At 63.1% G+C, this 21,815-nt stretch carries 18 protein-coding genes; 11 read left to right on the top strand and 7 right to left on the bottom strand.

Translation table 11 applies throughout. The annotated features are described in order from the left end of the window. The first annotated feature begins 161 nt into the window (after positions 1-161). The 8 genes from ACIQYU_RS00720 to ACIQYU_RS00685 all read left to right on the top strand — a co-directional run bounded on the left by ACIQYU_RS00720 (position 162) and on the right by ACIQYU_RS00685 (position 10,286). On the top strand, positions 162-1,430 hold the full coding sequence (locus ACIQYU_RS00720) for a cytochrome c (protein WP_207832402.1): 1,269 nt from the start codon (positions 162-164) through the stop codon (positions 1,428-1,430). After that, positions 1,427-1,900, top strand: coding sequence for a (2Fe-2S)-binding protein (locus ACIQYU_RS00715; RefSeq protein ID WP_207832400.1), 474 nt, complete (start codon positions 1,427-1,429; stop codon positions 1,898-1,900). The genes ACIQYU_RS00720 and ACIQYU_RS00715 overlap by 4 nt, the downstream gene beginning before the upstream one ends. Then, a complete protein-coding gene (locus ACIQYU_RS00710; protein WP_233688076.1) occupies positions 1,893-4,112 on the top strand; it encodes a molybdopterin cofactor-binding domain-containing protein in 2,220 nt (739 codons plus the stop codon). Before ACIQYU_RS00715 ends, ACIQYU_RS00710 begins: the two co-directional genes overlap by 8 nt. Before the next feature lie 52 nt (positions 4,113-4,164). Continuing rightward, positions 4,165-5,133, top strand: a complete 969-nt coding sequence (locus ACIQYU_RS00705) for an XdhC family protein (protein WP_233688077.1) — start codon at positions 4,165-4,167, stop codon at positions 5,131-5,133. Between the two features lie 156 nt (positions 5,134-5,289). Further along, positions 5,290-6,402, top strand: coding sequence for an alkene reductase (locus tag ACIQYU_RS00700; protein WP_207832396.1), 1,113 nt, complete (start codon positions 5,290-5,292; stop codon positions 6,400-6,402). Between the two features lie 169 nt (positions 6,403-6,571). Then, positions 6,572-7,003, top strand: a complete 432-nt coding sequence (locus ACIQYU_RS00695) for a DoxX family protein (RefSeq protein WP_233688078.1) — start codon at positions 6,572-6,574, stop codon at positions 7,001-7,003. Positions 7,004-7,036: 33 nt separating this feature from the next. After that, complete coding sequence (locus tag ACIQYU_RS00690; protein WP_402797781.1) at positions 7,037-8,227, top strand: YbfB/YjiJ family MFS transporter; 1,191 nt, start codon at positions 7,037-7,039, stop codon at positions 8,225-8,227. Positions 8,228-8,573: 346 nt separating this feature from the next. Continuing rightward, positions 8,574-10,286, top strand: coding sequence for a SulP family inorganic anion transporter (locus ACIQYU_RS00685; protein WP_207832390.1), 1,713 nt, complete (start codon positions 8,574-8,576; stop codon positions 10,284-10,286). Between the two features lie 119 nt (positions 10,287-10,405). On the opposite strand, the gene ACIQYU_RS00680 is transcribed toward ACIQYU_RS00685, so the two are convergent. The 7 genes from ACIQYU_RS00680 to ycaC all read right to left on the bottom strand — a co-directional run bounded on the left by ACIQYU_RS00680 (position 10,406) and on the right by ycaC (position 18,071). After that, positions 10,406-11,416 (bottom strand): DUF2955 domain-containing protein, encoded by a 1,011-nt coding sequence (locus ACIQYU_RS00680; protein ID WP_207832387.1) that lies wholly within the window; start codon positions 11,414-11,416, stop codon positions 10,406-10,408. Next, the gene (locus ACIQYU_RS00675; protein ID WP_233688080.1) at positions 11,406-12,503 is read right to left on the bottom strand and encodes an HlyD family secretion protein; all 1,098 of its coding nucleotides are present in this window, start codon (positions 12,501-12,503) and stop codon (positions 11,406-11,408) included. The genes ACIQYU_RS00680 and ACIQYU_RS00675 overlap by 11 nt, the downstream gene beginning before the upstream one ends. Beyond that, positions 12,500-14,020 (bottom strand): efflux transporter outer membrane subunit, encoded by a 1,521-nt coding sequence (locus ACIQYU_RS00670; RefSeq protein WP_233688081.1) that lies wholly within the window; start codon positions 14,018-14,020, stop codon positions 12,500-12,502. The genes ACIQYU_RS00675 and ACIQYU_RS00670 overlap by 4 nt, the downstream gene beginning before the upstream one ends. Before the next feature lie 13 nt (positions 14,021-14,033). Continuing rightward, positions 14,034-15,131 carry an AI-2E family transporter gene (locus ACIQYU_RS00665; RefSeq protein WP_207832381.1) on the bottom strand — a complete coding sequence of 366 codons (1,098 nt, stop codon included), beginning with the start codon at positions 15,129-15,131 and terminating at the stop codon, positions 14,034-14,036. Between the two features lie 38 nt (positions 15,132-15,169). Further along, positions 15,170-16,366, bottom strand: coding sequence for a monovalent cation:proton antiporter-2 (CPA2) family protein (locus ACIQYU_RS00660; RefSeq protein ID WP_207832379.1), 1,197 nt, complete (start codon positions 16,364-16,366; stop codon positions 15,170-15,172). Positions 16,367-16,402: 36 nt separating this feature from the next. Next, positions 16,403-17,221, bottom strand: a complete 819-nt coding sequence (gene ppk2, locus ACIQYU_RS00655) for a polyphosphate kinase 2 (protein WP_207832378.1) — start codon at positions 17,219-17,221, stop codon at positions 16,403-16,405. A gap of 229 nt (positions 17,222-17,450) precedes the next feature. Next, positions 17,451-18,071: an isochorismate family cysteine hydrolase YcaC gene (gene ycaC, locus ACIQYU_RS00650; protein WP_186673804.1), complete on the bottom strand. Its 621-nt coding sequence runs from the start codon at positions 18,069-18,071 to the stop codon at positions 17,451-17,453. Between the two features lie 238 nt (positions 18,072-18,309). On the opposite strand from ycaC, the gene ACIQYU_RS00645 reads away from it, so the two are divergent. The 3 genes from ACIQYU_RS00645 to ACIQYU_RS00635 all read left to right on the top strand — a co-directional run bounded on the left by ACIQYU_RS00645 (position 18,310) and on the right by ACIQYU_RS00635 (position 21,738). Continuing rightward, positions 18,310-18,699: a nuclear transport factor 2 family protein gene (locus tag ACIQYU_RS00645; RefSeq protein WP_207832376.1), complete on the top strand. Its 390-nt coding sequence runs from the start codon at positions 18,310-18,312 to the stop codon at positions 18,697-18,699. Between the two features lie 95 nt (positions 18,700-18,794). Beyond that, positions 18,795-20,294, top strand: a complete 1,500-nt coding sequence (locus ACIQYU_RS00640) for a cytosine permease (protein ID WP_207832374.1) — start codon at positions 18,795-18,797, stop codon at positions 20,292-20,294. Between the two features lie 13 nt (positions 20,295-20,307). Next, complete coding sequence (locus ACIQYU_RS00635) at positions 20,308-21,738, top strand: aldehyde dehydrogenase family protein (RefSeq protein WP_207832372.1); 1,431 nt, start codon at positions 20,308-20,310, stop codon at positions 21,736-21,738. Positions 21,739-21,815: the final 77 nt, after the last annotated feature.

Genomic DNA, 21,815 nt, shown 5'->3' with positions numbered 1-21,815 from the left:
GCTCCTTTAGGCTCACGCCTTCAACTAATCGGCACCCAATAAGCCGAGGTTGAAGATGAGGAGATCTTCGATGAGTTCGGCTCGATTGGCGTCCGCCATCTCAAGCCCCTGTAGCTTAGGGCGTCAGTCGGCGCTCTTAGCCAAGAGCGAGGTGGGTATTAATGTCACGTAAAAAGCTTTGGGTATCTGCAGCTGTTGCGCTCGGCGCAGGAGGACTTGCTGTAGCGTTCGGGCTGATGTGGCGACCTGCGATCGACCCGATCGATAAGCCTGTGGAATTCGATACGGCCCAAATCGCTCGAGGCGCCGACGTGGTGACAGCCGGCGATTGTGCTGTGTGTCATACGCGCCCGGGTGGCAAGTACCTCGCAGGTGGCCTGCCACTGGTGACGCCGTTCGGCACGCTCTACAGCACCAACATCACCCCGGACGCCACGACCGGCATTGGCCAGTGGCCGTTCGAAGCATTTGTACGTGCCATGCGCGAGGGCATCTCCAGAGACGGTCATTTTCTCTACCCGGCCTTCCCGTACAAGCACTACCGCCTGCTCAGCGACGACGACCTGGCCGATGCCTATGCGTATCTGATGAGTGGCCCGCCTGCATACGAGCCGGCGACACCCAATCGCATGAAGTTCCCCATGAACATTCGCCCGCTGGTCTCGGGCTGGAACTTGATGTTCCTGCACACGGCGCCGTTCGAGCCGGCAGCGCAGCAATCGCAACAGTGGAACCGTGGACGGTACCTGGTCGAAGGCGCAGGCCACTGCGGGGGTTGCCATACACCCCTGAACTTCCTCGGCGCTGAAAAAGACACCAAAGCACTTTCCGGTGGCGTGGTCGATGGGTGGGAAGCACCCTCCTTGCTGGGTCTGGCAAGTCGCGAGAAGCCTTGGTCGCAAACACAACTGGTGGAGTACCTGCAGGCCAAGGTTGTAGACAACCATGGCACGCCGGCCGGTCCAATGCGCCCGGTCAGTCAGGAGCTCGCCCGCCTGCCACAGACCGATGTCGATGCCATCGCGGAATACTTGCTGAGCCTGCCCGCGAGCGATGCCAAGCCGAGCCCTATCGGCGCCAGCACCGCGCTAACCGCTGAGTCGGCCCGTCTGGGCCATGATCTGTTCCAGGGCGCCTGTGCCGGTTGCCACGGCGGCGCGGCGCCCATGCGCGCCATCGACGGCAGACCGGCACTGACCACCACGTCAGCAGTCCAGGCCGATAAACCACGCAACTTCATCAAGACAGTGCTGGAAGGTATCGCGCCCACGCCCGGCGAACCGGGCCCAGCCATGCCGCCGTTCGCCGCGAGCCTGAACGACCAGCAGCTCACCGCCCTGGCCGAGTTCATCCGCCATCAGGCGAGCCCGGACAAACCGTGGCCTGATGTTGATGCAACCATTCAGGCACTGCGCCAGGAGACCCCATGAGCAAGGTGAATCTCAACGTAAACGGCCAGGTACACAGCCTGGATATCGACCCGGACATGCCGTTGCTCTATGCCCTGCGGAACCAGCTGGAGCTCAACGGCGCCAAGTACGGTTGCGGACTGGGCCAGTGCGGCGCCTGCACCGTCATCGTCGACGACAAGCCGGTGTTTTCCTGCGTGACCCCGTGCGCGGGGCTGGAAGGTCGCAAGGTGCGCACGGTCGAGAGCTTGGGCACGGCCGAGCACCCCGGCCCCTTGCAGCAGGCGTTCATTGATACCCAGGCTGCCCAGTGCGGTTACTGCATCGCCGGGATGATCATGCGCGCCCAGGCCTTGCTGGAGAAAAACCCTCGGCCCGACCAGGCTACGCTTCGCACCCACATGGCGACGAATCTGTGCCGCTGCGGTACCCACCTGCGGATTATCGAAGCCATTACACGCGTCATTGAAAACGGTGGTCTCCATGGCTAACAGCGAATTCAGTCGTCGCGCCTTCCTTCAAGGCAGCAGCCTGCTGATGGCCTTCACACTGATGCCGGTAGCCCGCAAGGCGCTGGCCGATACCGAGGTGGACACGCTCGGTACCGTCGTGCTCGCCCCCGACCTGCCGGGCAGCCTGCGCACCAACCCCTATCTCGACGCATGGATCAAGGTAGGGGCTGAAGGCATCACGGTGTACACCGGCAAGGTGGAGCTGGGTACCGGGGTGAAGACTGCGCTGCTGCAGATCGCAGCGGAGCGGCTGGACGTTGCGCCGGCTGCGGTCAACTTCCTCACGGCGGATACCGCCCTGACCCCTAACGAAGGCTACACGGCTGGCAGCCATACGATTTTCGACAGCGGCACGGCGCTATTCAACGCGGCTGCGCAGGTTCGCCAAATGCTCATGGAGTCTGCCGCTCGACACTGGGGCTTGGACGTCGCCTCGCTGAAAACTGGTGATGCGATGATTACCGCACCGTCCGGGGCGCGCATGAGATATGCCGACGCCGTGGCTGGGGTGGACCTCCATCAGTACGCCCAGGCCAAGTCACCAGACATTTCACCTGAACAGTTCAAGCTTATCGGCCATGCGGTGCAGCGGCTCGACATCCCTGCAAAGGTCACTGGCGCCGCAGCGTTCGTACAGGACATGCGCTTGCCGGGCATGCTCCATGCCCGCGTGATCAGACCGCCGCGCCCGGGCAGCCAGCTCACCGGCTTTGATATGCCCGCCATCGAACGCCTGCCGGGTGTGGTCAAGGTGATCCGGGACGGTAATTACCTCGCAGTGGTAGCCAAAGATGAGTGGCAAGCGGTCAAAGCCATGCGCGCCGGCTACGAGGCCGCGACGTGGGCCGGTGGCGACGTGATCCCGGACCAAGCCGTGATTCACCAGTTGCTGCCCAAGTTGCAGTCCAAGCGCTATCCCATCAAGCATGAGGGAACCCCAGCGCCTTCGAGCGGCAAGACGTACCGGGCGCGGGTCACCAAGCAGTACCTGATGCACGGTTCCATCGGCCCATCCTGTTCGATAGCTTGGTTCAAAGACGGCATGCTGACGGTCTGGACCCACACCCAGGGAGTGTTCCCGCTGCGTGCCGGCATCGCCGAAATGGTCGGCCTGCCGCCAGCCGCCGTACGCTGCATCCACGCCGAAGGCTCGGGATGCTACGGACACAATGGCGCCGATGACGCCGCGGCCGATGCTGCCCTGATCGCCGTGCGCCTGCCAGGTGTACCCGTGCGAGTTCAATGGATGCGCGAACAGGAAAACCTCTGGGAACCCTACAGCTCGGCCATGCTTACCGAGCTGCAAGCCAGCCTGGGCAGTGACGGGCGGATCAACGACTGGAAGTACGAGCTGTGGACCACCCCGCACAACGAGCGCATCACCAACGCCGGACGCCTGGTGCCGGCGCGGATGATCGCCCGCCCGTTCACCTCGATGCCCTCCGTTCCGATTGCCCAGCCCGAGGGGGATGGCGACCGCAACGCGATCCCGCTGTACGAAACCGGTGCGGCTAGCATCGACATGAACTTCATCACCCAGATGCCGTTCCGGACCTCGGCGATGCGCTCGCTGGGCGCGCACATAAATGTCTTCGCCATCGAGGCCTGCCTGGACGAGTTGGCGGATCAGGCGGGTGTGGATGCCGTCGAATTCCGTCTTGAGCACCTCACCGACCCAAGGGCCCGAGCAGTCATTGAGCGGGCCCGGGACGAGTTCGGTTGGCCACGCCGCTCACCGGCTCCGGGAAGCGGCATCGGCCTGGGCTTCGCCCGTTACAAGAACATCATGGGTTACTGTGCGGTGGCCGTGGAAATCCAGGTGCATCCGCAAACTGGCGACATCGAGATCCAGCGGGTGGTCACCGCAGTGGACGTGGGTCAGATCGTCAACCCCGATGGCCTTCGCAATCAGGTCGAAGGCGGTATCGTCCAGTCGAGCAGTTGGACGCTTTACGAGGCGGTCAGTCATGACGCCGGCGGGGTGCGCAGCTACGACTGGAGCGGCTACCCGATCCTGCGTTTCCCGCAGCTTCCCAAGCACGTGGAAGTACACATGATCGATCAGCCTGGCCAGCCGTTCCTTGGCGCTGCCGAAATCGTCCAAGGCCCGATGGCGGCGGCGCTGGGTAACGCCGTGGCCGATGCCACCGGCCACCGCCGGCTTGCGTTACCACTTACCCGCAAGGCCTGAGCAATGAGCAGGTCGCCGACGTTCGGTCAAGTGCTTGGAAAGGTAACGGCAGATGCAGCATCTTGATGTGAAGGTACTCGAGCAAGCACTGGCCTGGGCCGACGAAGGGCAAAGCATGTGGTTGTGCACCGTGCTCTCCACCTTCGGTTCGGCGCCGAGATCGCCTGGTGCAATGCTGGTGGCCACGCAGTCCGGCGCGCACTGCGGCTCGTTGTCGGGTGGCTGCGTCGAAGAAGAATTCCTCCAAGCGCTGGGCCGTGGCGAGCACGCGGCCCCCGCCCAGGTTGTCAGTTACGGACGTACCGCTGAAGAGCGAAGCCGCCTGCAACTTCCCTGTGGCGGCAGCCTGGATGTGTTGGTCGAGCATCGAGAACCAACCGTGGAATGGAAGGCTCACCTGAGCCAGTTGCTCGACGCAATGCGTGGCCAGCAACGGCTGACGCGGATAATCGAACTTGAAAGCGACCTGTTCAGCTCCCGGCGTTACGCAGACGGAGCCGACACCGTGACTCGCCGTGGTAGCCGTCTGGAAATTAACCTAGGTCCTGCACTTCGCCTGCTACTTGCCGGCATGTCACCCGTCGCCCAGGCCTGTGGTCAGTTCGCCAAAGCCCTCGGGTTCGAAGTGATTGCCTGCGATCCGCGGGAAGAAGCGGCCGAAATGCCAATCGAAGGGGTGCCTCTGATTCCGCTGTTGCCCTCGCTGTACATCGCCAATGGAGGTTGCCACGAAGCGACAGCCGTCGTTGCGCTCACCCATGACCCGAAAATCGATGACCTCGCCTTGATGGAAGCTGTGCACACCCCTGCCTTCTATATCGGTGCAATGGGCTCCAAGCGCACTTCGGAAAAGCGAGCAGAGAGGTTGCGGCGAATCGGCGGCCTGTCGTCTACCGACGTAGACCGCTTGCACATGCCCATAGGCCTGGATATCGGTTCCAGGACCCCGGCCGAGATCGCCTTGTCGGTCATGGCTGACGTGCTGCGGGTTTACAGAGGTAAAGCTCGTACTGCGCTTTAGGGCAGAGATCCCAGGTTTTGCGAGTTGCGCAATGCACTTGCTCCGGTTTTGCGGATTATCAATTTTCGGTCTGGGTATTAACCTAACTTCATCAAACAGAAGCGACGATGTTTCATCTCTTGAATTTATTGAATTTACTTCAAAAGGAACTGAGTAATGACCAGCCATCTGTTCAATCCCATTCGTGTGGGCGCCTTAGAACTTCCTCATCGCATTGCGATGGCTCCATTGACCCGGTCTCGCGCTGGTCAACCTGGGGATGTCCCGACATCAATGGCTGCGGAGTATTATGGCCAGCGGGCAAGCGCGGCTCTAATCATTACCGAGGCCACGCAAATCTCTCAACAGGGGCAAGGTTACGCATGGACTCCAGGTATCTATACCCCTGAACAGATTCAGGCCTGGAAACGTGTAAGCGATGAGGTGCACGAACTCGATGGACGCATCTTCATGCAACTTTGGCACGTTGGCCGCGTTTCGCATCCCAGCTTCCAGCCGGATAACGCTCTGCCTGTGGCACCGAGTGCCATCGCAGCGCCTGGCAAGACCTTCATTGTCGACGAAGATGGTAACGGGGTGTGGGGGGATGTGCCGGTACCGCGCGCGCTAGAAACCGAAGAAATCGCCGCAATCATTGATGACTACCGCATCGCCGCGCTTAACGCCATCGAGGCCGGTATGGACGGCGTGGAAATCCATGCGGGCAACGGCTATCTGCTCGACCAATTCATCAACAGCAACAGCAACAAGCGCAATGACCCATACGGTGGTACTTATCAGAATCGGGCGCGCCTGCTCCTGGCGATCGTTCAGGCAGTTGCGCAAGAGATCGGTGCAGACCGCGTCGGTGTGCGTCTTACCCCGATGGGACGTTTCATGGGCATGGGAGACGACACCCCCATCGAGACCTTCACCTACATCGTGGAGTCGTTGAACCGCTATGGGCTGGCGTATCTCCACCTCGTAGAGCCTGCCGTTGTCGGTACGGTGAAGGACGAAAACTTCGACCCGCGCTGGGACGAGATCATCTTGAAGCTGCGTGACGCTTGGAACGGTGTGTTGATCATCGCAGGCGGTTATGACGCGGCCTCTGCGGAGAAAGCGATTCGGGAAGGACGCGCGGACGTTGTGGCTTTCGGTCGGCCGTTCCTGGCCAACCCGGATCTACCACGCCGGATTCGAGATGGGTTGGAGCTCAATACACCTGATCCGACCACCTTCTTCGGTGGCAACGAACGCGGCTACATCGACTACCCCGTACACCCGTAACTTGATCGACAGACTGGCTGGATGCCCCAGCCAGTTCTGTACGGTGCCAATTGTCCCTGATTTTGAAACAGTCAAATCGAAAGTGTTCATATTGTTGCCAAGTTGGCCTGAATTTATGATTTCTCCATCGAAAGCCACTTCGGCAAACTTTAAAATCAGGAGCAATCAAATGAACTCACTAAAAAATACCACTGCAGTAACCGGCCGCGTATTGTTGGCTGTTCTTTTCTTGCTTAGCGGCTTCAGCAAGCTGGCCTCACCAGAGGGAACCATTGCTTATATCGAGTCAAGTGGTTTGCCGTTCCCATTGCTGAGCTACTTGGCCGCACTTGGTGTGGAACTTGGTCTCGCCACACTGTTGATCATTGGTTTTCAAACGCGCATTGTCGCTGTGGTCATGGCTCTATTCACGGTAATGGCAGCGTTTGCTTTCCATAACAATCTGGCTGATCAAGGTCAGTTCATTAACTTCTTCAAGAACATTTCCATTGCCGGCGGTTTGTTGCAGATCGCAGCCTTTGGCGGCGGTGCGCTGAGCCTCGATGCGCTGGTGGCCAACATCAAAGCTCGGACTGCGAAAGCCCAACTCAATCCCGTCTAACCTTTCACGCCGCGAACGGCGCAGGGGGAAGTCATGACTACATCCACACAACGTGCCCCCTGGCTACCGATTTGGGCTGGTCTCTGTGCCAGCCTCGTCGGCATCGGATTGGCACGATTCGCTTATACACCACTCATCCCGGCACTTATTGAAGCCCATTGGTTTGCCAGCTCTGCAGTCGTTTTCCTTGGCGCGGCAAACCTGGCCGGCTACCTGATTGGAGCTTTGATTGGCCGGCCAATGGCCGTCAGATGGTCAAGCGCAACCGTGCTGCGTGTCATGATGGTCATGGTCAGCTTGGCATTCCTTGGCTGCGCCTGGCCGCTGTCGGTGAGCTGGTTCTTCTTCTGGCGTCTGCTTTCAGGCATCGCCGGTGGCGTGATCATGGTGCTGGCAGCAACTGCTATCCTGCCACATGTATCTGCCAACCGAAGGGGCCTCGCAAGTGGCGCGATTTTCCTTGGTATCGGATTGGGAATCGCAGGAGCTGCAAGCCTGGTTCCCTGGCTGTTGGCCAAAGGGCTTCAGCAAACCTGGCTTGGTTTAGCGGCACTCTCATTCGCGCTCACTGTCAGCAGCTGGGCGGGGTGGCCGGCCGATCATCCTCACCATCAAGCGACACCGACTACACCTGAAGCTGCAACCTCATCCGCCGTAATGGTTTTGTTCGGCCAGTACGCTTTGATGGCGACTGCGCTGGTTGCACCCATGATGTTCCTGGTGGACTACGTTAGCCGCGGCCTTGGTGCAGGAACCCATGCAGGAGCGTTGATGTGGGGCCTGTACGGTATCGGTGCCATTGCAGGTCCGGTGCTTTACGGGCTGTTGGCGGATCATCTGGGCGCTCGGACAGGCATTCGGATTGTCCTGATTGCCCAACTTATCGCAGTAGGTGTACTGATTGAGACCCATGATCTGCGCCTGCTTGGAGCAGCGGCATTGCTCATAGGCTCATTCCCGCCAGGTATCGTTCCTTTGGTCCTTGCTCGGGTGCACAATCTGGTAGAGGGGCACACGCAGCAGAACGCGACTTGGAGCCGCGCTACAGTCGCTTTCGCAAGCTTCCAAGCCATTGCGGGATATGGATACTCAGCGCTGTTCGCAAGCAGCAACGGTCATCATGGCGTGCTGTTCAGCGTCGCTGCAGGTGCCTTGATTCTGGCTCTGCTGCTCGACCTGATCCTCAAACGCGAGGCCCGAACAGCATCGATTCAGACCGTTTGAAAACCGAAACCCCAGCATCACGCTGGGGCTTCATCTGAGGGGGGAGTACGATTTTTCGGGGCATTGAAATCAGAATGGGTCCCGGCAGGAGGTTATGAGACCGAAGCGCAGGCACGAATAGATATCCAGGCTTGCCTGATGCGCTACAACCTCAAGCGCCTCCACAGCTACAACGGCCATGAAACACCGGTAGCCATGGAGGAAAAGCTCAAAGCAGCGGCATGAACCTTAACCGGTGTCCAAAATTACTTGACCAGATCACCTTGTGTCGCGATAGGGCCGCAGAGCGGCGCCGAAATTCAGCATCTAAGCTGTGATTCAGCACCCTCCCCTGGACGCACGCCCCATGCCCGAAAAACCCCGCCTCGACTGGCAACGCTGGCTCCCCGGCCTGGTCACCCTGCTCCACTACCAACCCGCCTGGCTGCCCAGGGACATCGCCGCCGGCCTGGTGCTCACCACCATGCTGGTGCCGGTGGGCATCGCCTATGCCGAGGCATCTGGCGTACCCGGCATCTACGGCCTGTACGCCACCATCATCCCGCTGCTGGCCTATGCCCTGTTCGGCCCCAGCCGCATCCTGGTGCTGGGCCCGGACTCGGCGCTGGCCGCACCGATCCTGGCGGTAGTGGTGCAGTACGCCGCCAGCGACCCGCAGCGGGCTATCGCCATCGCCAGCCTGATGGCCCTGGTTGCCGGGGCGTTCTGCGTGATCGCCGGGCTGCTGCGCCTGGGCTTCATCACCGAGTTGCTGTCCAAGCCGATCCGCTATGGCTACATGAACGGCATCGCCCTCACGGTGCTGATCAGCCAGTTGCCCAAGCTATTCGGTATCAAAGTCGATAGCCAAGGCCCCTTGCGCGACCTTTGGCAATTGGCCGAAGCACTGCTTGCCGGCCAAGGGCACTGGCCAAGCTTCGTGGTCGGCGGCGGCAGCCTGGCGCTGATCCTGCTGCTCAAGCCGTTCAAGCGCTTGCCGGGCATTCTCATTGCAGTGGTACTGGCCACGCTGGCGGTGAGCCTGCTAGGGCTCGACCAGCAAGGTGTGAAAGTGCTCGGCCAGTTGCCCCAAGGCCTGCCAAGCTTCGTGTTTCCCTGGGTCACCGACATCGACCTGGTCGAGGTGGTACTGGGCGGGATTGCCGTGGCGCTGGTGTCATTCGCCGATACCAGTGTGCTGTCGCGCTCCTATGCCGCGCGCATGAAGATGCCGGTCAACCCGAACCAGGAAATGTTCGGCCTGGGTGTGGCCAACCTGGCCTCCGGGCTGTTCCAGGGCATCCCCATCAGCAGCAGCTCGTCACGTACCCCCGTGGCCGAAGCGGCCGGCTCGCAGACCCAGCTCACCGGCATCATCGGTGCGCTGGCGGTAACCTTGTTGCTGCTGGTGGCGCCCAACCTGATGCAACACCTGCCCAACAGCGCCCTGGCGGCGGTGGTGATTGCCGCAGCGTTGGGCCTGTTCGAGTTTGCCGACCTCAAGCGCATCTTCCGTATGCAGCAATGGGAGTTCTGGCTGTCATTCACCTGCTTCGTCGGCGTGGCGGTATTCGGGGCCATTCCCGGTATCGGCATTGCCGTGGCGGTGTCGGTGATCGAATTCCTGTGGGACGGCTGGCGGCCGCATCATGCGGTGCTGGGCCGGGTGGATGGCACCCGTGGCTACCATGACGTGCTGCGTTATCCACAGGCCCGACGCATTCCGGGGCTGGTGCTGCTGCGTTGGGATGCGCCGCTGTTCTTTGCCAATGCCGAGCAGTTCCAGAACACGGTGATGGCTGCGGTGGATGCGTCGCCTACCCCGGTCCAACGGCTGGTGATTGCGGCGGAGCCGGTGACCAGCATCGATATCACCTCGGCGGACATGCTGGCCGAGCTGGACCGGGCGCTGGAGGCGCAGGGGGTGGAATTGCAGTTTGCCGAGATGAAGGACCCGGTAAAGGACAAGATGCGGCAGTTCGAGTTGTTCGAGCATATGGGGGAGTCGGCATTCCATCCCACTGTAGGTGCAGCGGTGGATGCCTATCTGGAAGAGAGTGGGGTTGACTGGAGGCCCTAGGGTTTCCTGTGCTGGCCTCTTCGCGGGTAAACCCGCTCCCACAGGTACAACGACAACCTTGAAGTTTGTGCGATCCCTGTGGGAGCGGGCGTGCCCGCGAAGAGGCCAGTACAGAAGAGCTAAACAGTCCGAACGCGACGCCGATCAATCCATATGAGCATGGCGCTAGCGTACACCGACACCACCAGAAACAGCGCCATGCGCACGGCAAAGGCGCGGTACACATCCTGCCCGCCCGCGCTGTCCTGCACCGACTGCCCCAGCAAAATCAGCATGGTCGTCAGGCAACTCACCCAGTACGCCGGGCTTTGCCTGGTATCCACCGCACGGTAGAGCCTGCGCCCCTGCCAAAGGACGAACAGCAGCACCCACAGGAAAAACATCCACAGGTGCACGAACAGGCTCAACGCGCCCCACATCAGTATCGCCAGCAACCCGGCAAGCAAGGTCGAGCCGATCAGCTCGCGGCTGGCATGTCGCGCACGGGTCTCACCGGCCTGCTGCCCCAGGCTCACTGCCTTCATGATCAGAGGCATGTACTGGTCCGGGGCAATCAGCGCCAGCAAAAAGGCCGGCATCACGATCAGCGTGGCACGCAAAGCGACCCAGCTCACCTGGTCACTGTCGAGCAACGGTGGTGCCGGTGGCGCCGGCGCATTGGCCGGCTCGGGAAACAGCACATGCGCCGCCGCCGTGCCCAGCACCGCCAGCAGCATGCCTTTGGCCAGCGCTTCGACCACCGATAGCGCCAAGGTGAAGTCGCTGGTGCCAGCAGCAGCGATCATGGTCAGGCCGATGACCAGCAAATTGGCTAGCAGGCCGTTGCCGCCTTTCAGCGCATAACGCAAAGTCAGGAAAACCCCCACCCCCACCAGCAAAACCCCACTCACCGGGGCATGGCGCAGCAGCGGAATCAGCAGCAGCCCGCTGCCGCAACTGAGCAGCACCAGCACCGCCAGGGCCGGTGCCGCACGCAGGGGCAAGGGCTGGCTGCGCATGGCCAGCAACAGCACCGCGAACACCGGCGCCAGGATCGGCACCGGCAGGCCGATGCCAAAACTCACCGCCAGGCACAGCGCCACGCCCCAGGCCAGGCGCAGGGCGCGCAGGCGGCGCAGCTCAATAGGCATAAGACAGCCAGCTCATCAGCCACATGAACAACCGGCCCAGCAGGTTCAATGGGTTGCCCTCGCTGGGCAGCGCCATGACTTCGGCCTGGCCGCCGACCCGCAAACCGGTCTTGTCCTGCAACTGGTCACGCTCCAGTTCAACGATCACCGGGAAGCGCTGGGCCGAGCGCAGCCACTCGCGGCTGTTCTGCACGGTCGGCAACGTACCCGGCGGGGTACTCTGGCCCACGCTCACGCCGTAGCCAATGCTGCGAATACGCCCCTTCAACACCGTGCCGGGCAGCGCATCGAGCACTACCAGCACCGGGGTTTCAGGGCGCAGCCGACCGAGGTTGTTCTCGGTCATGTCGGCACTTATCCACACGTCATGGATGGCGATCAGAGTCATCATCGGGCTGCCAGCGCCGACATAGTGGCCAACGTCGGTACGCAGGTCGGTGATCAGCCCGTTTGCGTCGGCGCGTACCACGGTGCGCGCCAGGTCCAGGCGGGCTTTTTCCACATTGGCCGCCGCGCTGCGCAGCTGGGCGTTGTCGTCCTGCGCCCCGCCCTGCTGCTCACGGGCCCGCTCCACTTCGGCACGGGCTGCCGCCACCTGGCTGATGGCCTGGTCACGGGTGGCCTGGGCGCCTTCCAGGCGGCGTACCGACACCGTGCCGGGGTCTTCATCGATCAGGCGCTTGAGCCGCTCGGCGTCCTGCCGCGCCTTGCGCTCGTTGGCCTGGGCCGCCACCAGTGCCGCCTGGGCCGAGTCGATGCCGGCGGTGTGGGCGCCGATCTGCCGGCGTACCGTGTCCAGGTCGGCTTCGGCGCGGGCCAGGGCGATGCGGTACTGCTCCTGGTCCAGCTCGAACAGCACATCGCCCTTGCGCACTTCCTGGTTGTTGCCCACCGTCACACGCTTCACCTGCCCGGCCACCTCGGCACTCACCGGCACCACGTAGGCCTGCAGGCGGGCCTGCTGGGTGTAGGGCGTGAAACGGTCGGCCAGCAGGTACCACAGCAGGCTCACGGCAATCAGCAGCAGCACCCAGCGCATGCCGCGATCGGGGGCTGGCGGGGTTGGCGTTGGCGTGGCGTCGCTCATTTCGGTTCACCTTGTGCATGTGCGCTGGGGGCTGGCTCGTCGAGCAGCTCGCCCCAGTCGGTGCGTTGCTGCATCTGTTGGCGCGTGGCCGGGTCGATCGGTGCGCGGCTGGCGTCCCAACCGCCGCCCAGGGCCTTGTACAGCGTCACCAGGCTGCTGACGGCATTGCCGCGGCTGACCAGGTAACCGTCCTGTTGCTGCAGCAGCAGTTGCTGGGCGTCGAGCACGCGCTGGAAGTCGGCAAAGCCTTCGCGGTACTGCGAGCTGGCCAGGTTCAGCGAGCGCTGCGCGGCCTGCGAGGCCTGCTCGCGGATACTTGCACTCTGCAGCGAGCGCAACAGTCCGCTGGCGGCATCGTCGGCCTCGCGCGCGGCTTCGCGCACGCCCTGGTGATACAGCTCGATCAGTTGCTGCAAGCGGGCATCTTCCACGCGCACGGCGTTCTTGCGCCGGCCATAGTCGAACGGGTTCCAGATCAGGCTGGGCCCGGCGGCGATGTCGAAGGTATCGGGCAGGTGATTGGCCGAGACGAAGCTCCAGCCAATGCTGCCCAGCAGGCTCAGCTGTGGATAAAGATCGGCCTCGGCCACCCCGACCAGCGCCGACTGTGCCGCCACCGCCTGTTCGGCGGCGCGGATGTCCGGGCGGCGCTGCAGCAGGCTGGCAGGCACGTCCTGCAGCACGGCACGGTCCGGCAACGGCAGCTGGCCGTGGCCTGCATCGAGCTGCGGCAGCGGCCCGGGCGGCCTGCCGAGCAGCGAGCACAGCACGTTGCGCAGGGCATTGAGCTGGTTCTGGAACTCGGGGATGGTGGCCTGGGTAGCCAGGTACTGGGTGCGCGCCTGTTGCCAGTCGAGTTCGTCGTTTTCGCCATGCCGGAACAGCCGCTCGGTTATCTCCAGGCTGCGCGCCTGACGGCGGGCGTTTTCCTCGGCGATATCCAGCCGCGCTTCGGCGGTGCGCAGGGCAAAGTAGGTGTCGGCCACCTGCGCACGCAACAGCAGCATGACATCGGCGTAGTTGGCCTGGGAGGCAAAGTAGACGGCGTCGGCGCTTTCGATGGCGCGGCTGAAGCGCCCCCAGAAGTCGATTTCCCAGCCGATGTCGAAGCCCGCACTGGATTGCCAGAACACCGAGTCGCGAGCGGTGGCGGTGCCGGACTGGTCCTGTTTCAGGTACAGGCTCTGGGCGCGCAGTTGCTGCAGCTGTGGATAACGCCCGGTCTGCACGATGGCCAGCTGGGCACGGGCTTCGGCAATACGCAAGCCAGCCACGCGCAGGTTGCTGTTGTTGGCATCGGCCTCGGCGATCAAGGCATCCAGGGCCGGGTCGGCGAACACGGCCCACCACTGGCGCAGGTCGGGCGCTGCGGCCTGCCGCCCTGCCTGTTCCAGCAGCGGGGTGTTCCAGGTGCCCAGCCACGGGTCCTGCGGCGGCCGGAAATCCGGGCCGACCTGGGTACAGCCCACCAACATGGCAGCCAGGCTCAGTGCACAACCATGGAAGCGTCCGGGCATGGCGGGCCTTGGCTTACGCCGATGGCTCGACGGGGTTTTCCGGCACCTGCAGCGCCACCCACTGCCAGAACAGCACGTAGGTGACGCCAAGGATCACCGGGCCGATGAACAGGCCGATGATGCCTTTGACCACCATGCCGCCCAGCGCCCCGATCAACACCACCGGCATCGGCACGTCCACCCCGCGCCCCAGCAGCAGCGGCTTGAGCACGTTGTCGGCAAGCCCGGCGACAAAGCTGTAGATGGCGAAGATGATGGTCGCCACGGTAAAGCCTTCGACGTTGAATACGTAGATGATCACCGGCACCGTGATCAACGTGGCCGGCGCCTGGGCAATCCCCAGCATGAGGATGACGATGGCCAGCATCCCCGCCCCCGGTACCCCTTTGATGACGAAGCCGACACCGATCAGCAGCATCTGGATGAAGGCAATGCCGATCACGCCCTGGGCCACCGCGCGAATGGTGGCGGTGCACAGCTTGGCCAGTGGCTTGCCACGCTCCTCGCCCGACACCCGCATGGCAATGCGCTGCGCCGCGATTTCACCGCGGTCACCAAACGCCATGATGATGCCCGAGACGATGATCGCCGCGATGAACAACAGGAACGCCCCCCCTGCGCTGGCTGCTGCACCCAGCACCGTGCGCCCGGCGCCCTTGAGCTGGGGCATCCACTGGTTCAGCACACCGGCCATGTTTTCCGAAGCGGCCAGCCACAGGGCATGCACCTTCGGCCCGATCAATGGCCAGGCCGCCACCGAATCAGGCGGTGCCGGCACGCTCCAGGCACCGCTCTTGAGCAGCGTCACCAGGCTGTCCACCGATTCGCCGATGGACATCACCACCAGGTAGATCGGCACCAGCAGCACGACCAGTACCAGTAGCACCACCAGCGTCGCTGAAAGCCCGTCCTTGAGCCCTGTGCGGCGCTGGATGCGGCAATACAGCGGATACAAGGTCACCGCCAGGATCACCGACCACAGCATCAGCTCCAGGAACGGCTGGAACGTCTGGAAGGCGAACATCACCAGCGCCGCCACCAGGCCGGCCTTGATGAGCACATCGAGCAAGCCCCGCGACAGGCGGCTGTCCAGCTTGAGACCCGGTTGCATGCTTCACCTCCGAACTCAGGTGCGCCATGTGGCGCGATTCAGTGGCCCGTTTCAGGGCTTGCCTGGGCTGGGCTGTCGTCACGCAACTGTCGCGCCAGGGCCATCATTACCAAGGGCACCACCGCCATCGACAAGGTGATGGCCAGCACCAGCAGGTCATGCACCTGCTGCGCCAGCACCTGATGGTCGAGTGCCAGCTTGAACACCACGAAGGCAAACTCGCCGCCAGACGCCAGCACCACGCCCAGGCACAGCGCCTGGGGCTGGTTGAGCCCACCGGCCATGCGCCCCAGGCCATACAGCAGCGGCAGCTTGATGACCACCAGCAGCAGGGTCAGCGCCAGTACCAGCAATGGCATGCCGAACAGCAGGCGCAGGTCGGCACTCATCCCCACGCCAACGAAGAACAGCCCCAGCAGCAGCCCCTTGATGGGTTCGATCTGGGTTTCCAGTTCATGGCGGAAAGGCGACTCAGCCATCAAGACGCCCGCCAGGAATGCCCCCAGCGCCATGGACACGCCCACGTGCTCCATCACCCAGGCAGTGCCCAGCACCACCAGCAAGGCGGTAGCGGTCGACAGCTCGGGCAGGCCCGAACCGACTGTCCATTTGAAGACAGGGGTCAGCAGGTAGCGGCCAAAGATAATCACCACACCTATACCAGCCACCACCGCCAGCACCGGCCAGGCGCCTTCGTCGGCGGTACTGACGTCACCTCCGAGCAACGGCACCACGGCAATCAGCGGGATCGCGGCAATGTCCTGGAACAACAGGATCGCCACGGCCAGGCGACCATGCGGCTTGCCCAGGTCCTTGCGCTCGGCCAGCACTTGCAGGCCAAACGCGGTGGACGACAGCGCCAGCCCCAAGCCCAGCACGATGGCTGCCTGCTTCGACTGGTCGAACAGCCAGTACGCCAGCAGGCCAAGCACTATGGCGCTCAGGCCCACTTGTAGCGAGCCGATGCCGAACAGCGCCCGGCGCATGGTCCACAAACGCCTCGGCGAAAGCTCCAGGCCGATGACGAACAGCAGCATCACCACACCCATCTCCGACAGGCGCGCCACGTTATCCGGGTTGTTCAGCAGGCCAAACACCGACGGCCCTATCAGGATGCCCGCCAGCAGATAGCCGGGCACTGCCCCCATTTTCAAACGCTGCGCCAGCGGCACCAGAAGCACCACGGCCAGCAGGAACACCACCGTCGCCTGCAACAGGCTGCCGTCATGTGGCATAGGCTCGCTCTCTCCGCTGCTCCCCGCAGGGAAGGATCAGAAACGCTCTTCGACGACTTTGAACGGATAGTTCACGGCCTTGTATTTGCCGATCTTGCCGCGCCTGGGCAACTTCACTACCTCGTCGCGGGTAATGTCCTTGTAGGGAATGCGCGTCAGCAGATGGCTGATGATGTTCAGCCGGGCACGGCGCTTGTCGTTGGAATGGGCCATGAACCAAGGTGCCCAGGACGAATCGGAGGCGGCGAACATGTCGTCGCGGGCCCGGGTGTACTCATCCCAGCGGGTGTACGACTTGAGGTCCATCGGCGACAGCTTCCACAGCTTGCGGCCATCGTTGATGCGGTCTTGCAGGCGGCGGGTCTGCTCTTCGGCACTGACTTCCAGCCAGTACTTGATGAGGATGATCCCCGACTCGACCATCATCTTTTCGAACAGCGGCACCACGGTGAGAAACTTGCTGCTCTGCTCTTCGCTGCAGAAGCCCATCACCCGCTCGACACCGGCGCGGTTGTACCAGCTGCGGTCGAAGATCACTACCTCGCCTGCAGCGGGCAAGTGCCCCAGGTAGCGTTGTACGTACATCTGGGTCTTTTCCCGCTCGGTCGGTGCCGGCAGCGCCACCACGCGGAATACTCGCGGGCTGACACGCTCGGTAATGGCCTTGATGGTGCCGCCCTTGCCAGCACCGTCGCGGCCCTCGAAGACAATGCACACCTTCAGGCCCTTGGCGACCACCCACTCCTGCAGTTTCACCAGTTCCACATGCAGCTGCTTGAGTTCCTTCTCATAGGCCTTGCCGCCCAGTTTTTTCGGCTGGTTCCTGGGATCTTTCTTCCTGGACGACTTCGACATGGCACTCTCCTGAGGGCGGATGAAGAGTCAGTATGGTCGATCCATGGCGCTTTGCCGCTTCGCTTGCAGATTTCGCAGGCCTGGTTCTATCTCATTGATTCTGCGGGTGCTGGTGGGTGTTCCGGGGAGGGTGTGGGAGCGGGTTCACCCGCGAATGCGTCATTGAAACTATCGACGTCTTCGCGGGTAAACCCGCTCCCACAGGGTATGCGGTGCCTTCAAGGCCGGATTACCTGGCCAGCTTGTTGTAGCTGGTCATCAGGTTGCGGTAGTCCGGAATATGGTTGGAGAACAGGGTCCCCAGCCCTTCGATGTCATTGCGCCAGTCCCGGTGCAGCTCGCAGGCCACGCCGAACCAGGTCATCAACTGCGCCCCGGCCGCCTCCATGCGCCGCCAGGCCGAGTCCCGAGTCAGTTCGTTGAAGGTGCCGGAGGCGTCGGTGACGACAAATACCTCAAAGCCCTCCTCCAGCGCCGACAGTGCCGGGAAGGCCACGCACACTTCAGTCACCACCCCGGCGATCAGCAGTTGCTTCTTGCCGGTGGCTTTGACGGCCTTGACGAAGTCCTCGTTGTCCCAGGCGTTGATGTTGCCAGGGCGTGCGATGTACGGGGCGTCGGGGAACTGCTCTTTCAGTTCGGGCACCAGCGGGCCGTTGGGGCCGGTCTCGAAACTGGTGGTGAGGATGGTCGGCAGCTTGAAGTACTTGGCCAGGTCCGACAGGGCCAGGACGTTGTTCTTGAAGCGGTCTGGGTCTATGTCCCTTACCAGCGAGAGCAGACCAGTCTGGTGGTCAACCAGCAGCACAGCAGCGTTGTTCTTGTCCAGACGCTTGTATTGGAAGGCCATGACAGTTCTCCTTGCTTCAGCGGGTTGGGTGTATCAGCGTAGGCAAGGATGAGAGCTGGGGGGGACCGTCAGTCGGTTAGCTCATTGTTGGCTGTAGCGGTCCGCTCCCACAGTAAGGAAAGCACAGCCGTCACTTCACAAATTCCTGAACTGATTATTTGCCCGCAGCGATTTTTCCCCTCGCCGACCGCCACCAGAATCGCTTCACCACAATCACAAGAACCGTGAGGCCACTCCCGTGGACCAGACACTCCAGGTACGGCAAGCCGCCGCCGACCTCGTTGCCGCGTTCGCCAGCAACGACACCGCCCGCTATTTCGCCTGCTTCAGCGAAGACGCCAGCTTCCTTTTCCACACCCTGCCGCAACCGCTGCTGTCGCGCCGAGCCTACGAGCAACTCTGGGCCCAGTGGCAGGCCGACGGTTTCGCCGTGCTCGCCTGCGAATCAGGCAATGCCCAGGTGAGCCTGCAAGGTGACGTGGCGATCTTCATGCACGATGTGGCCACGCACATCCGCATCGCCGGCGAAGAACACCAGTTGAGCGAGCGCGAGACCATCGTCTTCCGCCGCCACGGCGAACAGTGGCTGGCCTGCCACGAGCACCTGTCGGTCGTATCGCCGGCCTGATCTGCTTTTTTACGCGGCCCTGCCGCCCTGCCATCGCACCCACAAGAAGGCCCGCGCACTGCGCCGACCCACAACAACCGCGCTGGAGCATCACCATGAGCCACTCGACCGGTATCGAGACCAACGGCGTCGAACAGATCCCCGACGATCAACGCGACGCCTCCCCGCTGGACCTGTTCCGCCTGATCTTCGGCGGCGCCAATACCTTCGCCACCGCCGTGCTGGGCAGTTTCCCGGTGCTGTTCGGGCTGTCGTTCCAGGCCGGCGTGTGGGCGATCCTGCTCGGCGTCGCCGTGGGCGCGCTGATCCTCGCGCCCATGGGCCTGTTCGGTGCGCTCAACGGCACCAACAACGCGGTGTCGTCGGGCGCGCACTTTGGCGTGCACGGGCGCATCGTCGGCTCGTTCCTGTCGCTGCTCACCGCGGTGGCGTTCTTTTCGCTGTCGGTGTGGAGCTCGGGCGACGCCCTGGTCGGTGGCGCCAAGCGCCTGGCTGGCCTGCCGGAAACCGACCTGACCCTGGGCCTGGCCTACGGCCTGTTCGCGGTGCTGGTGCTGGTGGTGTGCATCTTCGGCTTCCGCTTCATGCTGTGGGTCAACAAAGTTGCCGTGTGGGCCTCGAGCCTGCTGTTCCTGCTGGGCATCGTTGCCTTTGCCGGGCCGTTCGATGCCGGCTACGCGGGCAGCGTCAACCTCGGCCAGGCGGGCTTCTGGGCGGCCTTTGTCGGCGCGGCGATCCTGGCCATGAGCAACCCGGTGTCGTTCGGTGCGTTCCTCGGCGACTGGTCACGCTACATCCCGCGTGAAACGCCCAAGGCGCGCATCATGCTGGCGGTGATCGCGGCCCAGGGCGCGACCCTGATCCCGTTCCTGTTCGGCCTGTGCACCGCCACCCTGGTGGCCACCCAGGCACCGGACTACATCGCCGCCAACAACTACGTCGGTGGCCTGCTGGCGGTGGCGCCAAGCTGGTTCTTCCTGCCGGTGTGCCTGATTGCGGTAATCGGTGGCATGTCCACCGGCACCACGGCGCTGTACGGCACTGGCCTGGACATGTCCAGCGTGTTCCCACGCCTGCTCAGCCGTGCCGGCGCCACACTGCTGATCGGTGTGCTGGCGATCGGCTTCATCTTCATCGGCCGCTTCACCTTCAACCTGGTACAGAGCGTGTCGACCTTCGCCGTGCTGATCATCACCTGCACCAGCCCGTGGATGGTGATCATGATCCTCGGCCTGATCACTCGCCGCGGCTTCTACCATGCCGACGACCTGCAGGTGTTCACCCGCGGCCAGCGTGGCGGCCACTACTGGTTCCTGCATGGCTGGAACTGGCGCGGCATGGGGGCGTGGATCCCCAGCGCGGCGGTCGGCCTGTGCTTCGTCAACCTGCCAGGGCAGTTCGTCGGCCCGCTGGGCGACCTGGCCGGCGGCATCGACCTGAGCCTGCCGGTCACCCTGGGGCTGGCCGGCGTGCTGTACCTGCTGCTGCTCAACCTGTTCCCCGAACCTGCTGGCGTGTATGGCCCCCTGGGCCCGCGTTGGGTGCGTTGCAAAAGCACCGCGCACACGCCGGTAACCACTGCCGAAATGGCCTGACTGGAAACCGACCATGACCACTTCCCACTACATCGCCGGCCGCTGGGTCGAAGGCCAGGGCAGCGACTGCATCAGCGTCAATGACCCTGCGCTGGGGCAACCGTTCGCCGAACTGATGGCCGCCAGCGTCGCCCAGGTAGACCAGGCCGTGACCGCTGCCCGTGGCGCCCTGCCCGCCTGGAAAAACACCAGCGCCAGCGAACGCGCCGCCTACCTGCGCGGTTTTGCCGAGCAACTCGGCCAACGCCGCGAAGCGCTGATCAGCTTGCAGATGCGCAACAACGGCAAGCCACGTCACGAAGCGGAAATCGACCTGGACGACGCCATCGCCACCTTCAGCTACTACGCCGAACTGGCCGAGCAACTGCCATCGAAGAACCGTGACGTACCCTTGGCTGCACCGGGTTTCACTGCGCGCACTCGCCTGGAGCCGGTGGGCGTGGTCGGCCTGATCGTGCCGTGGAACTTCCCGCTGGTGACCAGCGCCTGGAAGCTCGCCCCGGCCCTGGCTGCCGGTTGCACCGTGGTGCTCAAGCCCTCGGAAGTCACCCCGCTGATCGAACAGGCCTACGGCCAGATCGCCGATGCCCTGGGGCTGCCGGCCGGGGTGTTGAACATCGTCAACGGCAAGGCCGAGACTGGCGCCGCACTGAGCAACCACAACGGCCTGGACAAACTGTCGTTCACCGGCAGCAACAGCGTCGGCAGCCAGGTGATGCGCAGCGCGTCGGCGCAGTGCCGGCCGGTGACGCTGGAACTGGGTGGCAAGTCGGCGATCGTGGTGTTCGATGATTGCGATGTCGACCAGGCTGTGGAATGGATCGTCGCCGGCATCACCTGGAATGCCGGGCAAATGTGCTCGGCCACTTCGCGGCTGCTGGTGCAGGACGGCATTGCCGATGCGCTGCTAACGCGCTTGCAGGCTGCACTGGAAAACCTGCGGGTCGGTAATCCGTTGACCGAAGAGGTCGATATGGGGCCACTGACCAGCCAGGCCCAGTGGTTGAAGGTGGCCAGCTACTTTGCCACGGCGCGGGAAGAAGGCCTGCAGTGCCTGGCCGGTGGCAAGGCGCTGGACCGGGATGGCTGGTTCGTCAGCCCGACGCTGTATGCCGATGTGCCGAAAGACAGCCGCCTGTGGACCGAGGAAATCTTTGGCCCGGTGCTGTGCGCACGGCGCTTTGCTACCGAGGAACAGGCGATTGCCGAGGCCAACGACAGCCGTTTCGGGCTGGTGGCGACGGTGTGCTCCGCCGACCTGGAGCGCGCCGAGCGAGTGGCCGATGCGCTGGAGGTTGGCCATGTGTGGATCAACTCGGTACAGGCGGTGTTCGTCGAGACCTCATGGGGTGGTACCAAGGGCAGCGGGATCGGGCGTGAGCTGGGGCCGTGGGGGTTGTCGGCCTACCAGTCGGTCAAGCATGTGACGCGGTGTCTGGGCTGAGATTTCTGCGGCCGCTCCCACAGGGATAGCGCAGGCCTGAAGGGCAGCGCCGTACCTGTGGGAGGGGGTTTACTCGC

Origin of the sequence: Pseudomonas sp. NPDC096925 (genome assembly GCF_044762545.1) — a bacterium.
Lineage (GTDB): Bacteria > Pseudomonadota > Gammaproteobacteria > Pseudomonadales > Pseudomonadaceae > Aquipseudomonas.
This window is presented reverse-complemented; position numbering and strand designations above follow the sequence as displayed.